The sequence below is a fragment of the Mycobacterium avium subsp. avium genome, assembly GCF_009741445.1.
Taxonomy (GTDB): Bacteria; Actinomycetota; Actinomycetes; order Mycobacteriales; family Mycobacteriaceae; genus Mycobacterium; species Mycobacterium avium.
The window spans coordinates 3,977,980-3,995,032 of record NZ_CP046507.1 but is presented as its reverse complement, the minus strand read 5'-3'; the positions used below and the strand labels follow the sequence as shown (position 1 = coordinate 3,995,032).

General features: G+C 70.4%; 17 protein-coding genes and 1 pseudogene. 8 read left to right on the top strand and 10 right to left on the bottom strand.

Going from position 1 to position 17,053, the window contains the following annotated elements; all coding sequences use genetic code 11:
• Window positions 1–2 precede the first annotated feature (2 nt).
• Window positions 3–473, bottom strand: coding sequence for a succinate dehydrogenase hydrophobic membrane anchor subunit (locus tag MAA44156_RS18605; protein ID WP_009978825.1), 471 nt, complete (start codon window positions 471–473; stop codon window positions 3–5).
• Window positions 470–808 carry a succinate dehydrogenase, cytochrome b556 subunit gene (gene sdhC, locus MAA44156_RS18600; RefSeq protein WP_009978824.1) on the bottom strand — a complete coding sequence of 113 codons (339 nt, stop codon included), beginning with the start codon at window positions 806–808 and terminating at the stop codon, window positions 470–472. Before sdhC ends, MAA44156_RS18605 begins: the two co-directional genes overlap by 4 nt.
• Before the next feature lie 271 nt (window positions 809–1,079).
• Here sdhC and MAA44156_RS18595 point away from each other — a divergent pair, with 271 nt between their 5' ends.
• From MAA44156_RS18595 to MAA44156_RS18585, 3 genes are read left to right on the top strand one after another with little or no spacing between them, the layout of a single operon-like run.
• Entirely contained in the window at window positions 1,080–1,481 is a 402-nt protein-coding gene (locus tag MAA44156_RS18595) for a cytidine deaminase (RefSeq protein WP_003874481.1), read from the top strand.
• A complete protein-coding gene (locus MAA44156_RS18590; RefSeq protein WP_009978823.1) occupies window positions 1,481–2,764 on the top strand; it encodes a thymidine phosphorylase in 1,284 nt (427 codons plus the stop codon). The genes MAA44156_RS18595 and MAA44156_RS18590 overlap by 1 nt, the downstream gene beginning before the upstream one ends.
• On the top strand, window positions 2,761–3,861 hold the full coding sequence (locus MAA44156_RS18585) for an adenosine deaminase (RefSeq protein WP_009978822.1): 1,101 nt from the start codon (window positions 2,761–2,763) through the stop codon (window positions 3,859–3,861). The genes MAA44156_RS18590 and MAA44156_RS18585 overlap by 4 nt, the downstream gene beginning before the upstream one ends.
• A 151-nt stretch (window positions 3,862–4,012) precedes the next feature.
• On the opposite strand, the gene MAA44156_RS18580 is transcribed toward MAA44156_RS18585, so the two are convergent.
• Both MAA44156_RS18580 and MAA44156_RS18575 read right to left on the bottom strand, forming a co-directional pair.
• Complete coding sequence (locus tag MAA44156_RS18580; protein WP_009978821.1) at window positions 4,013–4,474, bottom strand: DUF2834 domain-containing protein; 462 nt, start codon at window positions 4,472–4,474, stop codon at window positions 4,013–4,015.
• Window positions 4,475–4,582: 108 nt separating this feature from the next.
• Window positions 4,583–5,830: an HNH endonuclease signature motif containing protein gene (locus tag MAA44156_RS18575; protein ID WP_050427688.1), complete on the bottom strand. Its 1,248-nt coding sequence runs from the start codon at window positions 5,828–5,830 to the stop codon at window positions 4,583–4,585.
• Between the two features lie 125 nt (window positions 5,831–5,955).
• Here MAA44156_RS18575 and MAA44156_RS18570 point away from each other — a divergent pair, with 125 nt between their 5' ends.
• A complete protein-coding gene (locus tag MAA44156_RS18570) occupies window positions 5,956–6,963 on the top strand; it encodes a VWA domain-containing protein (protein WP_009978819.1) in 1,008 nt (335 codons plus the stop codon).
• A gap of 18 nt (window positions 6,964–6,981) precedes the next feature.
• Here the strand turns inward: MAA44156_RS18570 and MAA44156_RS18565 are convergent, their stop codons facing one another.
• Genes MAA44156_RS18565 through MAA44156_RS18555 form a run of 3 tightly spaced genes read right to left on the bottom strand, consistent with a single transcriptional unit; the run spans window position 6,982 to window position 10,167 of the window.
• Window positions 6,982–7,965 carry a VWA domain-containing protein gene (locus MAA44156_RS18565; protein WP_003878991.1) on the bottom strand — a complete coding sequence of 328 codons (984 nt, stop codon included), beginning with the start codon at window positions 7,963–7,965 and terminating at the stop codon, window positions 6,982–6,984.
• Window positions 7,966–7,997: 32 nt separating this feature from the next.
• Window positions 7,998–9,311, bottom strand: a complete 1,314-nt coding sequence (gene satS / locus MAA44156_RS18560) for a protein export chaperone SatS (protein ID WP_023860885.1) — start codon at window positions 9,309–9,311, stop codon at window positions 7,998–8,000.
• 25 nt (window positions 9,312–9,336) lie between these two features.
• Window positions 9,337–10,167, bottom strand: coding sequence for an alkaline phosphatase family protein (locus MAA44156_RS18555; RefSeq protein WP_009978816.1), 831 nt, complete (start codon window positions 10,165–10,167; stop codon window positions 9,337–9,339).
• Window positions 10,168–10,331: 164 nt separating this feature from the next.
• Between MAA44156_RS18555 and upp the strand changes: the two are divergent.
• A pseudogene (upp, locus tag MAA44156_RS18550) lies at window positions 10,332–10,949 on the top strand (uracil phosphoribosyltransferase); the annotation flags it as partial.
• 7 nt (window positions 10,950–10,956) lie between these two features.
• Here the strand turns inward: upp and MAA44156_RS18545 are convergent.
• Window positions 10,957–12,537, bottom strand: coding sequence for a phospho-sugar mutase (locus MAA44156_RS18545; protein ID WP_009978812.1), 1,581 nt, complete (start codon window positions 12,535–12,537; stop codon window positions 10,957–10,959).
• A gap of 4 nt (window positions 12,538–12,541) precedes the next feature.
• A complete protein-coding gene (locus MAA44156_RS18540; protein ID WP_009978811.1) occupies window positions 12,542–13,357 on the bottom strand; it encodes a purine-nucleoside phosphorylase in 816 nt (271 codons plus the stop codon).
• Between the two features lie 137 nt (window positions 13,358–13,494).
• Between MAA44156_RS18540 and MAA44156_RS18535 the strand changes: the two genes are divergently transcribed.
• From MAA44156_RS18535 to MAA44156_RS18525, 3 genes are read left to right on the top strand one after another with little or no spacing between them, the layout of a single operon-like run.
• Complete coding sequence (locus MAA44156_RS18535) at window positions 13,495–14,112, top strand: cutinase family protein (RefSeq protein ID WP_003878985.1); 618 nt, start codon at window positions 13,495–13,497, stop codon at window positions 14,110–14,112.
• A gap of 45 nt (window positions 14,113–14,157) precedes the next feature.
• The gene (locus tag MAA44156_RS18530) at window positions 14,158–15,360 is read left to right on the top strand and encodes a M20 family metallopeptidase (protein WP_009978810.1); all 1,203 of its coding nucleotides are present in this window, start codon (window positions 14,158–14,160) and stop codon (window positions 15,358–15,360) included.
• Window positions 15,357–16,535 carry a M20 family metallopeptidase gene (locus MAA44156_RS18525; RefSeq protein WP_009978808.1) on the top strand — a complete coding sequence of 393 codons (1,179 nt, stop codon included), beginning with the start codon at window positions 15,357–15,359 and terminating at the stop codon, window positions 16,533–16,535. The genes MAA44156_RS18530 and MAA44156_RS18525 overlap by 4 nt, the downstream gene beginning before the upstream one ends.
• A gap of 22 nt (window positions 16,536–16,557) precedes the next feature.
• Here the strand turns inward: MAA44156_RS18525 and MAA44156_RS18520 are convergent, their stop codons facing one another.
• The gene (locus MAA44156_RS18520; RefSeq protein ID WP_003874496.1) at window positions 16,558–17,025 is read right to left on the bottom strand and encodes a gamma-glutamylcyclotransferase family protein; all 468 of its coding nucleotides are present in this window, start codon (window positions 17,023–17,025) and stop codon (window positions 16,558–16,560) included.
• Window positions 17,026–17,053: the final 28 nt, after the last annotated feature.

The following is a 17,053-nucleotide window of genomic DNA, read 5'->3' as shown; positions in this document are numbered from 1 at the left end:
GCCTATCCCGAGATGTTCGGGTCGAAGGTCAGCAGCACGTAGGTGCCCAGCACCAGGGTGAAGCCCATCGACAGCAGCAGCAGGCTGTTCAGCCAGAACCGGGTGCTGTCCTTGCGGCTGTAGTCGTCGATGATGGTGCGCAGCCCGTTGCCGCCGTGCAGCTGGGCCAGCCACAGCAGCGCCAGGTCCCAGAACTGCCAGAACGGCGACGCCCAGCGCTGCGCCACGTAGTTGAAGTCGATGCGGTACACGCCGTCGTCCCACATCAGCATGATGAACAGGTGGCCGATCGCCAGCACGAACAGCGCGACGCCGGAGAACCGCATGAACAGCCAGGCGAACTTCTCGAAGTTGGGGATGCCGGCGCGGCGCCGCGGGGAGCGGGGATTGTCCAGGCTGGCCGGGCGGTCGTAGAAGCGCTGTTTGACCGGGGCGATCTGGCCCGGGCCGAGCTGCAGGTCGGGGGTGCTCATCGGAAGTGCCCCACCATGTGGATGACGGTCACCACGCCGGCCGGGACCATCAGCAGCAGGAACACCACGCCGACGATCCAGAACATCAGCCGCTGGTGGCGCGGGCCTTCGGACCAGAAGTCGATCAGGATCACCCGGATGCCGTTCAGCCCGTGGAAGAGCACCGCGGCGATCAGGCCGTACTCCATCACCCCGACGATCGGCATCTGGTAGTCGTGGATCACCGCGTTGTAGGTCTGCGGGCTGACCCGCAGCATCGCGGCGTCGAGGACGTGCACGAACAGGAAAAAGAAGATCGTCGCGCCGCTGATCCGGTGCAGCACCCACGACCACATGCCGGGGTCGCCCCGGTACAGGGTGCGTGGTGGCCTGCGTTTGCGCGCGGGAGCCGATACCGGTGTCGCCGGATCCGCGGTTGTCGGTTGTGTTGTCACCCCTGTGTCACCCCTCACCGCCTTCTTCCGACCTTCTTGCTTGCGACGGTCACGCCGGGCACTTGAGCTTAGCTCGCACGCGGCGCGCCCCGCGCCGATGTCCGTCAAGCGAAATGCCGCTTTCCGGCTAGGGTGACTGTCGGTACAGGCCGTGGCTGAGCGGGGTTTCGTTATGCCGGACATTGACTGGAATGCACTGCGGGACAAGGCAATCGATGTGTCCGCGGGCGCCTATGCGCCGTACTCGCGGTTCCGGGTGGGCGCGGCCGGGCTGGTCGACGACGGGCGGGTGGTGACCGGTTGCAATGTGGAGAACATCTCATATGGCCTTGGTCTCTGCGCCGAGTGCGCGGTGGTGTGCGCCCTGTATGCGAGCGGCGGCGGCCGGCTGGTCGCGCTGGCGTGCGTGGACGGGCGCGGATCGGTGCTGACGCCGTGCGGGCGGTGCCGCCAGGTGCTGGCCGAACACGGCGGCCCCGAGCTGCTGATCGACCATCCGGGCGGGCCGCGCCGGCTCGGCGAGCTGCTGCCGGACGCGTTCGGCCCCGACCAGCTGGCCGCCGGGCGGGACTGATGCGGCCCGGGTTCGACGCGCCCACGGTGATCAGGACCAAGCGCGACGGCGGCCGGCTGTCCGACGCCGCCATCGACTGGGTGATCGACGCCTACACCCGCGGCCTGGTGGCCGAGGAGCAGATGGCGGCCCTGTTGATGGCGATCCTGGTGCGCGGCATGGACGGCGGCGAGACCGCCGCCTGGACGTCGGCGATGCTGGCCTCCGGCGACCGGCTGGACTTCTCCGACCTGGGTGTGCCGACGGTGGACAAGCACTCCACCGGCGGGGTCGGCGACAAGATCACCCTGCCGCTGGTGCCGGTCGTCGCCGCCTGCGGGGCGGCGGTGCCGCAGGCCTCGGGCCGTGGGCTCGGCCACACCGGCGGCACCCTGGACAAGCTGGACGCGATCGCCGGGTTCAGCGCGCAGCTGCCCAGCCGGCGGGTGCGTGAGCAGCTGCGCGAGGTCGGGGCGGCCATCTTCGCCGCCGGTGACCTGGCCCCGGCCGACGCCAAGCTGTACGCGCTGCGCGACATCACCGCCACCGTGGAATCGCTGCCGCTGATCGCCAGCTCGGTGATGAGCAAGAAGCTGGCCGAGGGGGCCGGCGCGCTGGTGCTCGACGTGAAGGTCGGCTCGGGGGCGTTGGTGAAGACCGAGGAGCAGTGCCGCGACCTGGCGCACACCATGGTCGGGCTGGGCGCCGCGCACGGGGTGCCCACCCGCGCGCTGCTCACCGACATGAACCGGCCGCTGGGCGCGACCGTCGGCAACGCGTTGGAGGTGGCCGAGGCGCTCGAGGTGCTGGCCGGGGGCGGACCGCCCGATGTCGTCGAGCTGACGCTGCGGCTGGCCGCCGAGATGCTCGCGCTGGCCGGGGTCGGCGACCGGGACCCCGCCGACACCCTGCGCGACGGCACCGCGATGGACCGGTTCCGCCGTCTCGTCGCCGCTCAGGGCGGTGATTTGTCGGTACCGTTGCCGATCGGTAGGCACTCCGAGACCGTGACCGCTCCCCGGGGCGGCACAATGGGCGATATCGACGCGATGGCAGTGGGGCTGGCGGCTTGGCGCCTCGGCGCGGGAAGATCCCGTCCGGGCGAACGGGTGCAAGCCGGCGCCGGCCTCCGGATTCACCGCCGTCCCGGCGAGCCGGTCGCCGCCGGGGAGCCGCTGTTCACCCTCTACACCGACACCCCGGAACGCTTCGGCGCGGCGCTGGCCGAGCTGGACGGCGGCTGGAACGTCGGCGACGGCGCGCCGGCGCCGCGACCGCTGATCATCGATCGGATCGTCACATGACCGCACCATTGGAGCTCGAGCAGATCCGCAAGGCGCCCAAGGCCCTGCTGCACGATCACCTCGACGGCGGGCTGCGCCCGTCGACCGTGCTGGACATCGCCGGACAGACCGGCTACGACGGGCTGCCCGCCACCGACGTCGAGGAGCTGGCGACCTGGTTTCGCACCCGCTCGCACAGCGGCTCGCTGGAGCGCTACCTGGAGCCGTTCTCGCACACCGTGGCGGTGATGCAGACCCCCGAGGCGCTGCACCGGGTGGCGTACGAATGCGTAGAGGACCTGGCCGAGGACTCGGTGGTCTACGCCGAGATCCGGTTCGCGCCCGAGCTGCACATCAACCGCGGCATGTCCTTCGACGAGATCGTCGACGCCGTGCTGGCCGGGTTCGCCGACGGCGAGAAGGCTTGTGCGGCAGCGGGCCGGCCGATCGTGGTGCGACTGTTGGTGACTGCCATGCGGCACGCGGCGGTGTCCCGGGAGATCGCCGAGCTGGCGATCCGGTGGCGGGACAAGGGAGTGGTCGGATTCGACATCGCCGGCGCCGAGGCCGGCAACCCGCCGACCCGGCACCTGGAGGCGTTCGACTACATGCGAGATCACAACGCGCGCTTCACCATTCACGCCGGGGAGGCGTTCGGCCTGCCGTCCATCCACGAGGCCATCGCGTTCTGCGGCGCCGACCGGCTCGGCCACGGGGTGCGGATCGTCGACGACATCGACGTGCTGGCCGACGGCCCCGACAAGGGCAAGGTACGGTTGGGCAGACTGGCGAACATCTTGCGGGACAAGCGAATTCCGTTGGAACTGTGCCCCAGCTCCAACGTGCAGACCGGCGCCGTCAAAAGCATCGCCGACCATCCGTTCGACCTGCTGGCCCGCACCCGGTTCCGGGTGACCGTCAACACCGACAACCGGCTGATGAGCGACACCTACATGAGCCGCGAGATGCACCGGCTGGTCCAGGCTTTCGGCTACGGATGGAGCGATCTGGAAAGGTTCACCATCAACGCGATGAAGTCCGCCTTCATCCCGTTCGACGAGCGGCTGGCCATCATCGACGAGGTGATCAAACCCCGGTACGCGGTGCTGATCGGCTGAAGCCGGCGGGTTACAGTCCGGCTGACCTACGAACTCGTGCACACTCCCTTCACTTGACGATGCCTCGACCCACGGCGAATCCGGCCGTGTGGGTGATTGTCTGATCGAAACCATTACAGAGGGGCCGGTTTGCTACCGATCCCAACAAACCTCACCCCATGTCGATCCAGACAGTCAGGGCGGCGGTCATGACGCCGACAACTGCGAGCAGGGTCGTATCTGTCATGCGGAGGCGCGGCGTTTCGGACGTGCCCATGCGCAACTCGCGGGCGATCAGGAACAGCGGAAACATCACACTGATGGCAACGAAGAATGACCCGACGACGTAAATCCAGACGAATCGCACGCTGTGCTTCGTTGCTTCAATGACCATCAGAATGACGACGCTAATGGCCAACATCAGGGCGTCGGCCGCCACGAAACGCGAGGCCGACGTGGCCTTGGCATCGCGCCAAAAGGCGCCTAAGAAGTCGGCGGCGCTGTGGACGTACGGGCCACCGTTACTCCATGTTGCAATCAGCGCGGCGAGAGCGATCGCGGCATAGACGGTGCAGAGGATCTTGCGGGACCTTGGGACCGGCGGTGTTCCGTCGGCTTGGTTGGCTGTTGTCACGCCCTTTACGCTAGAGCCACCTCAACCTCTCGGCGCCGGAATTCTTGCAAACGCATTCGATCCGTTTCTCACCCGGACGAATTTCTTGATGCCCCAGCCTGTTTGGGCTCAGTTGTTACTGGGTGGTGGTTGGGGCTGAAAGGGGTCATACCACCACCAGTCGGCGCGTTCGCCGAGGGGCCCGGGGCATGGTGGTACCGCGGGCGGGGGGTGGCTGGGAGGGCGCGCAAGCGACCCCGCGCTGAGTGGTTGCCCGTCGCTGTCGGTGACGCTGAGGGCGTCGGCGGGACCGGTGATGGTGATGATGCCGCGGTGGTGCAGCCGGTGATGGTAGGGGCAGACCAGCACCAGGTTGGCCAACTCGGTCGGTCCGCCGTCTTCCCAGTGCCGCAGGTGATGAGCGTGCAGACCGCGGGTGGCCCCGCAGCCGGGCACCGCGCAGGTGGGGTGGCGGTGCTCGAGTGCGCGGCGCAGCCGCCGGTTGATCACCCGGGTGGTGCGGCCAGCGCCGATGGGCTGACCGTCGCGTTCGAACCACACCTCGCAGGTGGCATCACAGGTCAGGTATTGGCGTTCGGCGTCGGTGAGCAGTGGGCCCAGATTCAGTGCGGCGAGGCGCTGGGCGATGTCGAGATGCATCACCACGGTGGTGTGCTGGCCGTGCGGGCGGCGAGCCGCCTCTGCGTCCCACCCGGTTTCGACCAGACGCATGAACGCATCGAGGCTGTCCGGCAACGGCGGTCGCTGATCGAAAACCCGTTCGGTGTTGTCGCGGTCGTGTTCCCACTCGGCGATCAGCGCATCCAGATGCGACTGCAACGCCGCGTCAAACTTCGCCGCCTCGTCGTGGGCAAGTGTGATTCGGTAGCAACTGCCCTGCTCGGTGCTGGTCCTGGTGAACGCGCGCTCGGGCTCACGCTGCGGTTCGGGTTCGGGGCGCGGTTCCAGCTTGACCGCGGTGCGCAGCTGGCTGACCGTGGCGACCCGCGCCAACTCCACGTAATGCTCATCAGATCCCGCCCCGCCCCGCGCCGCGATGACCCCGACCTGATCCAGCGACAGCCAGCCCTCCCGCATGCCCTGGGCGCAACGCGGGAACTCCGGCAGCCGGGCCGCGATGGTGGCGATCGTGTGCGCGTTTGCCGGCGAGCAGCCGGTCTTCCAGGCCACCAACGCCGGCACCGACCGCGCGCCGGTGATTCCGCACAGTTCGTCACGGTCGATCTCGGCCACAATATCCACGATGCGCCCATCAATCGCATTGCGTTGACCGGTCAACTCCGCCAACTCCTCGAAGAGCACATCTAGACGCCGCGGAACGTTTTCTGCCAGCGGAGGCGCTGCGGGGAAAGGCATAACGTCATAAAAGCAGGGGGGTCCGACATTTAGCGGGTAAACGCCACGCAACCTGGCTGGGCGTCGTTGCTCGCACGGCCGCCGCCATGTGCACGGTCGGTATTTGACGAATACTGTGGCTGGACATGAAGTTGCCGCTTCTGGGCCCGGTGTCGCTGGCGGGCTTTCAGCATGCCTGGTTCTTCTTGTTCCTGCTGGCCGTGCTGCTGGTGATCGGCCTGTACGTGGTGCAGCAATTCGCCCGGCGGCGCCGGGTGCTGCGGTTCGCCAACATGGAGGTGCTCGAGCGCGTCGCGCCGCCCCACCCGAGCCGGTGGCGGCACGTGCCCACCATCCTGCTGGCGACCTCGCTGGTACTGCTGACCACCGCGATGGCCGGGCCGACGTCCGACGTCCGCATTCCGCTCAACCGCGCCGTGGTGATGCTGGTGATCGACGTGTCGGAGTCGATGGCCTCCACCGATGTGCCGCCCAACCGGCTGGCCGCGGCCAAGGAGGCCGGCAAGCAGTTCGCCGACCAGCTGACGCCGGCCATCAATCTGGGGCTGGTCGAGTTTGCCGCCAACGCCACGCTGCTGGTGCCGCCGACGACCAACCGGTCCGCGGTCAAGGCGGGCATCGACAGTCTGCAGCCGGCGCCGAAAACCGCTACGGGCGAAGGCATTTTCACCGCGTTGCAGGCCATCGCGACGGTCGGGTCAGTGATGGGCGGCGGCGAGGGCCCGCCGCCGGCGCGGATCGTGCTGGAGTCCGACGGCGCCGAGAACGTGCCGCTGGACCCGAACGCCCCGCAGGGGGCGTTCACCGCGGCCCGGGCCGCCAAGGCCGAGGGCGTGCAGATCTCCACCATCTCCTTCGGCACCCCCTACGGCACCGTCGACTACGAGGGCGCCACCATCCCGGTTCCGGTGGACGACCAGACTCTGCAGAAGATCTGCGAGATCACCGACGGCCAGGCGTTCCACGCCGACAGCCTGGATTCGCTGAAGAACGTGTACTCGACGCTGCAGCGCCAGATCGGCTACGAGACCGTCAAGGGCGACGCCAGCATGGCGTGGATGCTGCTCGGCGCCGTCGTGCTGGCCGGCGCCGTGCTGGCCGGCCTGCTGCTGAACCGCCGGCTGCCCGCCTGACCAAGCGGTGCTGGCGCGCTAGGTGGGCAGGCGCCGGTTGATGAGCAACGCCAGCGCCGTCGCGATCAGGGCGGTCAGCACGCCGAGCCGCAGCCAGCCCGCGCTGCCCGGTCCCGGCACCGTGCGGTAGCCGATCTCGTTCTCGATCGCGTTGTAGCTCTTCTGCAGCTCGCCCAGATTGGTGGCGGTGTAGGACTGCCCGCCGGACAGCTTGGCGACCATCTTCATCTGGTCGGTCGAGACGGGGACGGCCACCTTCTGCCCGTCCATCTCGATCTCGCCGCCCTTGGTGCCGAACGTGATCGTCGAGATGGGCACGCCCTCGTCCTTGGCCAGGCGCGCCGCGGTGTAGACGCCGTCGTGCGGGTCGCTGGGGTTGGACGGCTTGTTCTCGCCGCCGTCGGAGAGCAGCACGATGCGGGCCGGCGGCGGTGTGTCGCCGCCGGCGACCGCGGTGGCGCTGATCGCGTGCAGCGCGGTGAAGATCGCCTCGCCGGTGGCGGTGCTGTCGGCGAAGTCCAGTTTCTTCAGCGCGTCGATGGTCGCCTGGTGTTGCGGGGTCGGCGGCACCAGCAGGTAGGGCGTGCCGGCGAAGCCGACCAGCCCGAGGTTGATGCCGGGGGTCAGCTGGCTGGCGAACTGGCTGGCCGCCTGTTCGGCGGCCTTGAGCCGGTTGGGTTCGACGTCGGTGGCCCGCATGGACTGCGACATGTCGATGACCAGCATGATCACCGCGCGGTTGCGCGGGATGCGCATGTCGTGGGTGGGGGTGGCCAGCGCGATGGTCAGCAACACCAGGCTGAGCAGCGAGACCGCGATCGGTAGATGCCGCCACGGCGACTGCGCCACCGGGGCGTCGGTGTAGCGGTGCAGGCGGCGCCGGCGGCGGGCCTGCACCACGAGGTAGAGGGCGAGCAGCGCCAGCGGCACCAGCCCGAACAGCAGCATGCCCGGACGCTGGAACCCGTAGAGGGGCAACGGGCCGATACCGGGAAGCGACACGACACCCAACCTAGCCCGTCAAACGCAGCGGGCTATTCGCGGCGCAGCCGGCCGTCGACGAATTGCTCCAGCTTCTCCCACTCGCGCACCGCCGCGGCATACGGCGGCGACGGCTTGGCCACCGAGCCGGGCTCGAGGACGGCGGCCACCAGCTTGCCCAGCGGCCGGCCGGGCTCGAGGGCCTTGTCGACGGTGGAATCCTCGGAGTAGTCACCGATGTCGCGCAGCACCTCGACGGCCAGCTCCAGTTGGTCGCGATCCACCGCGTCCGGCCCGTCGGCCAGGTCGTCGGCCAGCCCGCTGAGCACATAGATGTTGTCGTCGGTGATCTCGACCTCCAGCGAGCCGTCGGTGGCGGCGGTGCGGATGTCGTCGTAGGTGCTCAGGTCGGCCAGGTCGTGGTCGTGCTCGTCGGCCAGGTAGCGGGCCAGCGCGCGCTCGGAGGTGAAGACGCTGATGCGTCCGTTGCGGCCCAGGAAGATCGGTTGGTCATCCAGGTAGCAGCGCAGCGTGTAGAAGGTGCCCGAGCTGGTGATGATGCGGATCGGGTCGATGCCGACCTGCAGCCAGAAGTCCTTGTCGCCGCCGAGCACCACGGTGTCGCCGGCCGCGCGGGTCTCGGTTTCGTCGGCGTCGTCGTCCGGTTCGCCGTCGGCCTCGTCGTCCTCGAGGGCCTCCTCGTCCGGCTCGGTCGCGTCGGCCGGCGCCTCGGCGGCCTCGTCCGTCTCGTCGGTCTCCTCGTCGTCGCGCTCCTCGGCCAGCTCGTCTTCGGCCTTGGCCGACAACGTCTCGTCGACTTCGGGGGTGGTGGCGATGTCGTCGATCGCGCCGAGCACGTCGTCCCAGCCGCGCGCGATGATCTCGGCGATCGCATGCCAGCGTTTGGCGCCGGCCTTGCCGGTGAAGTGCTCGATCCCGCCGGACACGGTGCCCAGGGCCGGGTTGCCGTTGAAGAACTTCGACACCGCAGCCAGCTCGCACACCGACCCGATGGACGACACGATGGCCAGGACGCCGGCCAGCGCGGTCACCGACTCCTCGGTCGGCTTCTCCGACACCAGCTCCTCGACCGCGACCAGATCGAACTGCTTGTCCTTCGCGGGCTCGAACTTGTGCGCGTGCGCCGTGCGCAGCCGCGTCCACGCCGGATGGTCGGTCAGGTCGTTGTCCTCGTCCGACCGCACGAAGGCCACCAGGTCGGCGACCGAGGAGAAGACGTACAGATCCTCGTCCTTGCCCAAGAAGGCTTCCCACTCGTCGCCGGAGTCACGCCAACGCGGCGCCCACACCGTGTAGCGGTCGCCGGCGGACAGGCTCAAGCGGATGGGCACGAGGTCAGCAGCCATGCGGCACAGAATAGCGACCTGGCGCTCAGCCCCAGATGTCGGTGATGGGGGCGGCGCCGGCGGCATAGCCCGTCTTGGGCAGCCCGTACATCTGCTCGACGGTGGCAAGCACGTTGTAGTGGTTGATCTGCTCGGCGTAGTTGCCGGGGCGGACGTGGGCGCCGTAGAACACCGTGGGGATCTGGTTGCGGCTGGCTCCGACGTTGGAGTTGTCGTCCTCGTCGAAGGTGACGATCAGCAGGCTGTTGTTGGCCAGCGCCCAATTGGCGTAGCCGGACAGCTGCCGGTTCAGCCAGGCGTCGGCCTGCGCGATCGAGCCGTCGTGCATGTTGTTGTCGTTGTTCGGGATGACGAACGACACCGTCGGCAGGCTGGCGTAGTTGCCCATCGGGAACGCCGAGAACGGCAGCGAGCTCGCCGCCGGCACGTTGGTGAAGTTGGCCCACGGCACATGTTTTCGCGCGTACTTGCCCGCACTGCACACCGGTGAGCCCGGGGACGGCAGGCCCTCGGCGTAGCCGGCGAATGTGTAACCGGCGGCGAGCAATTCGGACCCCAGGTTGGGTGCGGCGCCGGCGTTGACCGGGCACAGGTCCTTGGTCACCCCGAACGTGTTGCCGGCGAACAGCGCCAGGTAATTGGGCTCGCTGGGGTGGGTTTCGGCGAACGACTGGGTCATGTTGGCGCCGGACGCGGCCAGCGCGGTGATGAAGGGCGCCGACTTGTTGCCGATGATGCCGCTCTCGGAACGGTTTTCCTCCACCACGATCACGATGTGCGACGGTTGCGGAATGGCCGCTGCCGCAAGGCTGGTGCGCGGTGTCAACGGGCTGGCCGCCAGCGCCACCGCGGCCATGGCGCCGAGCAGCCGCAGGCTTCGGTATGCGCCGCCGATCAGCCTTCTGCGACTTCGATTTTCGCGCGACACGCCCGCAGTATACGAACGGCGGTAAGGCGTTTGCGGCCGGCGGGCAAGCGTGTCAGCGGGGCTTTGCCCGATCGTTATATACGCTCGACCAGATGGACGTGTGCGTGATCGACCACCCGTTGGCCGCGGCCCGGCTGACGGTGCTGCGCGACGAACGCACCGACACCGCCGGATTTCGGGCCGCGCTGCGCGATCTGACGCTGATGCTGGTCTACGAGGCCAGCCGCGACGTGCCGCGCAAGTCGGTCCGGATCCGCACCCCGGTGGCCGCGGCCGTCGGGACCCGACTGGTCAATCCGCCGCTGCTGGTTCCGGTGCTGCGCGCCGGGCTGGGCATGGTCGACCCGGCGCAGGCCGCGCTGCCCGAGGCCGAGGTGGGCTTCGTCGGCGTCGCCCGCGACGAGCAAACCCACCGGCCGGTCCCGTATTTGGCGGCGCTGCCCGACAAGCTGGCCGGCAGGTCGGTGATGGTGCTGGACCCGATGCTGGCCACCGGCGGCTCGATGGTGCACACCCTGGGGCTGTTGCAGCGTCGCGGCGCCACCGACATCACCGTGCTGTGTGTGGTGGCCGCGCCGGAAGGTCTTGCGGCGGTTGGGGAAACGGCGCCCGACGCGCGAGTGTTCACCGCCGCGGTAGACAAGGGACTCAACAAGGCGGCCTACATCGTGCCCGGCCTCGGCGATGCCGGGGATCGCCAATTCGGGCCGAACCTGTTCACCAGCTCCGCACCGTCGCGACCAGAAGCTCCCGCAGGGCGCGGGCGCGCCGCCGCGAAGACGCCAGGTCGTCGCTCGGCGCGCAGCGAATCTCCAAGTAGCACTTCACCTTCGGCTCGGTCCCGGAAGGCCGCACCACCAGCCTGACCGACGTGTCGTCGTCGCCGCCGGTGAAGATCAGCGCGTCGGTGATGTCGGTGAGCGCCACCCCGAACCCGGCCAGCGTCTCCGGCGGGCTGGTGCGCAGCCGTCGCATCAGCTCGGCAGCCCCGTCGGTCCCGACGCGGCGCGACACCGCGGCGACGTCGTGCACGCCGTGGCGGCGGGCCAGCTCGTCGAGCCGGCCGGACACCGAACCGCCCCGCGCGATCAGGCCGGCCACCAGGTCGCACACCAGCACGGCGGCGCTGATGCCGTCCTTGTCGCGCACCGCGGCGGGGTCCACGCAGTGTCCGATCGCCTCCTCATAGGCGTACACCAGGGTGCCGCCGGGCACCTCGGCGTCGGCGCGTGCCAACCACTTGAAGCCGGTGAGGGTTTCGACGTGCACGGCGCCGTGCCGCGCGGCGATGGCCGACAACATCCGCGACGACACCACCGTGCTGGCCACCACGGGTCGGTCGGCACGCTGCGGCTGGGAGAGCAGGTAATCGCCGAGCAGCCAACCGGTTTCGTCGCCGGAGAGCATCCGCCAGCCGGAGGCGTCGGGTATGCCGACGGCGCAGCGGTCGGCGTCGGGATCCAGTGCGATCGCCACGTCGGCGTCTACATCGGCGGCCAGGGTCAGCAGCGCGTCGGTGGCGCCGGGCTCCTCGGGGTTGGGGAACGCGACGGTGGGAAAGTCCGGGTCGGGCGCGAATTGGCTTGCCACGGTGTGTATTCGGCCGAAGCCGGCGCGGTGCAGAGCGTCGACGGCCACCGTCCCGCCCACGCCGTGCAGAGCGGTGAGCGCCACCCGCGCCGAACCGGTGCCGCGCCGCACCCCGGCCGCCCGCTCGATGTAGCGCTGGACGAGGTCGGTGTGCGCCGGTGGGACGGGTGTTCGGCGGATCTCGTCGGCCGGTGGCGCGTCGGCCATCGCGGCTTCGATCTGGTGGTCGGTGGGGGAGACGATCTGGATGCCGCCGCCGTCGTACACCTTGTAGCCGTTGTCGGTCGGCGGGTTGTGCGAGGCGGTGATCTGGACCCCGGCGGCGGCGCCGGTGTGCCGCACCGCGAACGCGACCACCGGGGTGGGCACCGGCCCGGGCAGCAGCAGCACCGAAAACCCTTGGGCAGCGAGCACTTCGGCGGCCACCGTGGCGAATACCGCGGAGCCGTGCCGGGCGTCGCGTCCCACGATCACCCGCGCGCCGGCCGGGCCGCGGCGCTTGAGCACCTGCGCCAGCGCCCAGCTGGCCCGCGACACCACCGCGACGTTCATCGCGTCGGGGCCGGCGCGGACCGGGCCGCGCAGTCCCGCCGTGCCGAATCGCAAGGGCCGGGCGAAGCGGGCGGTGAGTTCTGCGGCTTCGCATGCGGCGAGCTCGGCGGCCGTGCGGGGGTCGGGATCGTGGGCGATCCATTCCTCGGGCGTCACGGTCCTAGAACCGGGGGAGTTGGCCGAGGATCAGGGCCAGCAGCGCGCCCATCCGGGTGGCCGAGGCGGCGCCGGCGGCCAGCACCTCGGTGTGGCTCAGCGGCTCGCCGCTGATGCCGGCGGCCAGGTTGGTCACCAGCGACACCCCCAGCACCTCGGCGCCGGCCGCCCGGGCGGCGATGGTTTCGTGCACCGTCGACATGCCGACCAGGTCGGCGCCCAGCGTGCGCAGCATCCGGATCTCGGCCGGGGTCTCGTAGTGCGGGCCGGGAAGGCCGGCGTAGACGCCCTCGGCCAGCGTGGGATCGGCTTGGCGGGCCAGCTCGCGCAGCCGCGGCGAGTAGGCGTCGGTGAGGTCGACGAACTGCGGGCCGACCAGCGGGGACCGCCCGGTCAGGTTGAGGTGGTCGCTGATCAGCACCGGTTCGCCGACGGCAAGGTCCGGGCGCAGGCCGCCGGCCGCGTTGGTGAGCACCACCGCGCGCACCCCGGCCGCGCAGGCCGCCCGGACCGGGTGCACGACGTGGCACAGGTCGTGGCCCTCGTAGGCGTGGATGCGGCCGACCAACACCAGCACCCGGTGCTCGCCGATACGCATCGACACCAGCTCGCCGGTGTGCCCGACCGCGGTGGGCGGGCGGAAGCCGGGCAGTTCGGCCTGCGGCAGCACCGCCGTCGGGGCGCCCAGCGCGGCGACCGCCGGCGACCATCCCGACCCCAGGACGATGGCCACGTCGTGTGCGGCGACGCCGGTCCGTTCGCCGATGACCGCGGCCGCCTGGCGCGCGAGCTCGCCTGGGTTGGACGGGGTTTCGGCCACAGCGATCGAGCCTAGCCCGGCGACGGCGAGCGCCGGCCCGGGAGCGGGTGTCGGGGGGGTGTGCCAGGATCTGGCGTATGAATCTGCGTGGGTGGCCGGTGGTTGGCCCGGCCATTGGAATTGTCGTCGCGGTCGCCTTGTCGGTGGTCGCCATCACCTGCGGCCCGGCGCCGCGGGCGGCGGCCGACGGATGTCCGGACGTGCAACTGATTTTCGCCCGCGGCACCGCCGAGCCCCCGGGCTTGGGAGCCGTGGGCGATGCGCTGTTCGCCGCGCTGCAACCGGCGCTGGGCAACCGCAACGTCGACGCCTACGCGGTGAACTATCCGGCCAGCTACAACTTCCTGACCACCGCCGACGGCGCCAACGACGCCCGCGACCACATCGCCGAGATGGTCGACCGGTGCCCGTCCACCCGGCTGGTGCTCGGCGGGTTCTCGCAGGGCGCGGCCGCGGTCTCGATGCTCGCCGGGGTACCGCCGGTCGGGCAGCGGATCGGCAACTTCGGGTCGGCACCCCCACTGGATCCCGGCCTGGCGAGCAAGATCGCGGCGGTGGCGGTGTTCGGCAACCCCGGCAACCGCTTCAACACGCCCCTGTCGACCACCGGGGCGTTCGCCGGTCGCGCCATCGACCTGTGCAGCGACGGCGACCCGGTGTGCGTCGTCGGCGGGCGGGACCGGGACGCGCACCACGTCTACGAGGACCCGCCCTACCCGGCCCAGGCGGCGGGGTTCATCGCCGGGCGGGTATAGCCAGGGGCGTTGGGCCCCGGTCGGATACTGCGACATACTGCGAGAGTGCCCCCCGTCGGATCAGACAGCCCGCTGGACAGCGTCGAGGATGTCGTGCGGCGGCGCGGTGCCGATCTCGTCGAGCTGTCGCACGCCATCCACGCCGAGCCGGAGCTGGCGTTCGCCGAGCACCGCAGCTGCGCCAAGGCGCAGGCGCTGGTCGCCGAGCGCGGCTTCGAGATCACCGCGGCCGCCGGCGGCCTGGACACCGCCTTTCGCGCCGACTTCGGCAGCGGCCAGCTGACCATCGGGGTCTGCGCCGAATACGATGCCCTGCCCGAGATCGGGCACGCCTGCGGCCACAACATCATCGCGGCGTCGGCCGTGGGCACCGCGCTGGCGCTGGCCGAGGTGGCCGACGACCTGGGCCTGCGGGTGGCGCTTGTGGGGACTCCCGCCGAGGAGGCCGGCGGCGGTAAGGCGCTGCTGCTCAAGGCCGGGGTGTTCGACGACATCTCCGCGGCGGTGATGCTGCATCCCGGGCCGGCCGACATCGCCGCGGCCCGCTCGCTGGCCCTGTCCGAGGCGATCGTGCGCTACCGCGGCAAGGAATCGCACGCCGCCGTCGCGCCGCACCTGGGCGTCAACGCCCTCGACGCCGTCACCGTCGCGCAAGTGGCCGTCGGGCTGCTGCGTCAGCAACTGGCGCCGGGCCAACTGGTGCACGGCATCGTCACCGACGGCGGGCAGGCGGTCAACGTCATCCCCGGGCACGCGTCGCTGCAGTACGCGATGCGCGCCGTCGAATCCGACTCGCTGCGCGAGCTGGAGGGCAGGATGTATGCCTGCTTCGCCGCGGGCCCAATGGCCGCCGGCTGCGAATACGAGATCGACAACCCCGCGCCCGCCTACGACGAACTCAAGCCGGACGCGTGGCTGGCCAATATCTTTCGCGAGGAGATGTGCCGGCTGGGCCGGCAGCCGGTGGCCCCGGAGTACGAAGCCGCGCTGCCGATGGGCAGCACCGACATGGGCAACGTGACGCAGGCGCTGCCGGGGATCCACCCGGTGGTCGGGGTCGAATCCGGTGGCGCCATGGTGCATCAGCGCGCCTTCGCCGACGCCGCCGCCGGACCCAGCGCCGACCGCGCGGTGATCGAGGGCGCGATCATGCTGGCCCGCACCGTCGTCGCGCTGGCCCAGACGCCGGCCGAGCGCGATCGGGCGCTGGCCGCGCACGAGCGCAGACGCGGCGGGGCGCACCCATGAGCCTGGCCGACGCCGCCACCTCCTGGCTGGCCGCGCACAACCAAGACCTGATCGAGTGGCGTCGGCACATCCACCGCTATCCCGAGTTGGGCCGCCAGGAATACGCCACCACCCAGTTCGTCGCCGAGCGGTTGGCCGAGGCCGGACTCAACCCCAAGGTGCTGCCCGGCGGGACCGGGCTGATCTGCGACCTCGGCCCCGAGCACGAGCCCCGGATCGCGCTGCGGGCCGACATGGACGCGCTGCCGATGGCCGAGCGCACCGGCGCGCCCTACGCCTCCACCATGCCCAACGTGGCGCACGCCTGCGGGCACGACGCGCACACCGCCATCCTGCTGGGCACCGCGCTGGTGCTGGCGTCGGTGCCGGAACTGCCGGTCGGGGTGCGGTTGATCTTCCAGGCCGCCGAGGAGCTGATGCCCGGCGGGGCGATCGACGCCATCGCCGCCGGCGCCATCACCGGGGTGTCGCGGATCTTCGCCCTGCACTGCGACCCCCGGCTGGAGGTCGGCCAGATCGCGGTCCGGCACGGCCCGATCACCTCGGCGGCCGACCAGATCGAGATCACCCTGTATTCGCCGGGCGGGCACACCTCGCGGCCGCACCTGACCGCCGACCTGGTGTACGGGCTGGGCACCCTGATCACCGGGCTGCCCGGGGTGCTGTCGCGGCGCATCGACCCGCGCAACGGCACCGTGCTGGTGTGGGGCGCGGTCAACGCCGGGGTGGCGGCCAACGCCATCCCGCAGACCGGGGTGCTGGCCGGCACCGTGCGCACCGCCAGCCGGCAGACCTGGGTGGGTCTCGAGGAGGTGATCCGGGAGACGGTGTCCGGGCTGCTCGCGCCGCTGGGCATCGAGCACACGCTGCAGTACCGGCGCGGCGTGCCGCCGGTGGTCAACGAGGACGTCTCGACGCGCATCCTCACCCACGCGATCGAGGCGCTCGGCCCCGACGCCCTGGCCGACACCCGCCAGTCCGGTGGCGGCGAAGACTTCTCCTGGTACCTCGAGGAGATTCCCGGCGCGATGGCGCGGCTGGGGGTGTGGCCCGGGGTGGGGCCACAGCTGGACCTGCACCAGCCGACGTTCAACCTCGACGAGCGGGCCCTGGCGATCGGGGTGCGGGTGATGGCCAACATCGTCGAACAGTCGGCGCTGTTCCAGGTGTTCTAGGCCGCTAGGCCGCGACGGAAAGTCAGGGCCCGATGTTGCGGGCCGGGCGGGTGCGCAGGTCGTGCACGTAATCGGCTGGCGCGCCGGCGATTTCGGCGGCGTCGGCCATCACCCCGAGGTAGCGGGCCGATGGCAGGCCGCCCTCCCAGGCGTCCAGGACGTACAGCCACGCCAGCACCGGGTCGGTGGTGGTGTCGGACGAGATGCGGTCCACACGGCAGCGGATCTTCTTGTGCACGCCGAACTCCGAGCCCTCCCAGCGGTCGAGGTTCTTCTCGTCCGCCGGCGTCATGTCGTAGAGCACGACGAACACCTTGGAACCCGGGTCCTCCACGACCGTGGCCAGCGCGCCCTCCCAGCCGATGTCCTCGCCGCCGAACGTCAGCCGCCAGCCGTGCAGCCAGCCGGTTCCGGCCATCGGCGAGTGGGGTGCGCGCTTCAGCATCTGCTCGGGATCCATGTTCGACCCGTACGCGGCGTAGAGCGGCACGGGGAAAGCTTAGACGTCCGGGCTGCCT

Excerpts from the sequence above, each read along its gene's own strand:
- MAA44156_RS18570 (WP_009978819.1), top strand. The coding sequence starts at position 5,956 with ATGAAGTTGCCGCTTCTGGGCCCGGTGTCGCTGGCGGGCTTTCAGCAT.
- MAA44156_RS18585 (WP_009978822.1), top strand. The coding sequence starts at position 2,761 with ATGACCGCACCATTGGAGCTCGAGCAGATCCGCAAGGCGCCCAAGGCC.
- satS (WP_023860885.1), bottom strand. The coding sequence starts at position 9,311 with ATGGCTGCTGACCTCGTGCCCATCCGCTTGAGCCTGTCCGCCGGCGAC.
- MAA44156_RS18590 (WP_009978823.1), top strand. The coding sequence starts at position 1,481 with ATGCGGCCCGGGTTCGACGCGCCCACGGTGATCAGGACCAAGCGCGAC.
- MAA44156_RS18605 (WP_009978825.1), bottom strand. The coding sequence starts at position 473 with ATGAGCACCCCCGACCTGCAGCTCGGCCCGGGCCAGATCGCCCCGGTC.
- MAA44156_RS18575 (WP_050427688.1), bottom strand. The coding sequence starts at position 5,830 with ATGCCTTTCCCCGCAGCGCCTCCGCTGGCAGAAAACGTTCCGCGGCGT.
- sdhC (WP_009978824.1), bottom strand. The coding sequence starts at position 808 with ATGTGGTCGTGGGTGCTGCACCGGATCAGCGGCGCGACGATCTTCTTT.
- MAA44156_RS18555 (WP_009978816.1), bottom strand. The coding sequence starts at position 10,167 with ATGGCCGCGGTGGCGCTGGCGGCCAGCCCGTTGACACCGCGCACCAGC.
- MAA44156_RS18525 (WP_009978808.1), top strand. The coding sequence starts at position 15,357 with ATGAGCCTGGCCGACGCCGCCACCTCCTGGCTGGCCGCGCACAACCAA.
- MAA44156_RS18595 (WP_003874481.1), top strand. The coding sequence starts at position 1,080 with ATGCCGGACATTGACTGGAATGCACTGCGGGACAAGGCAATCGATGTG.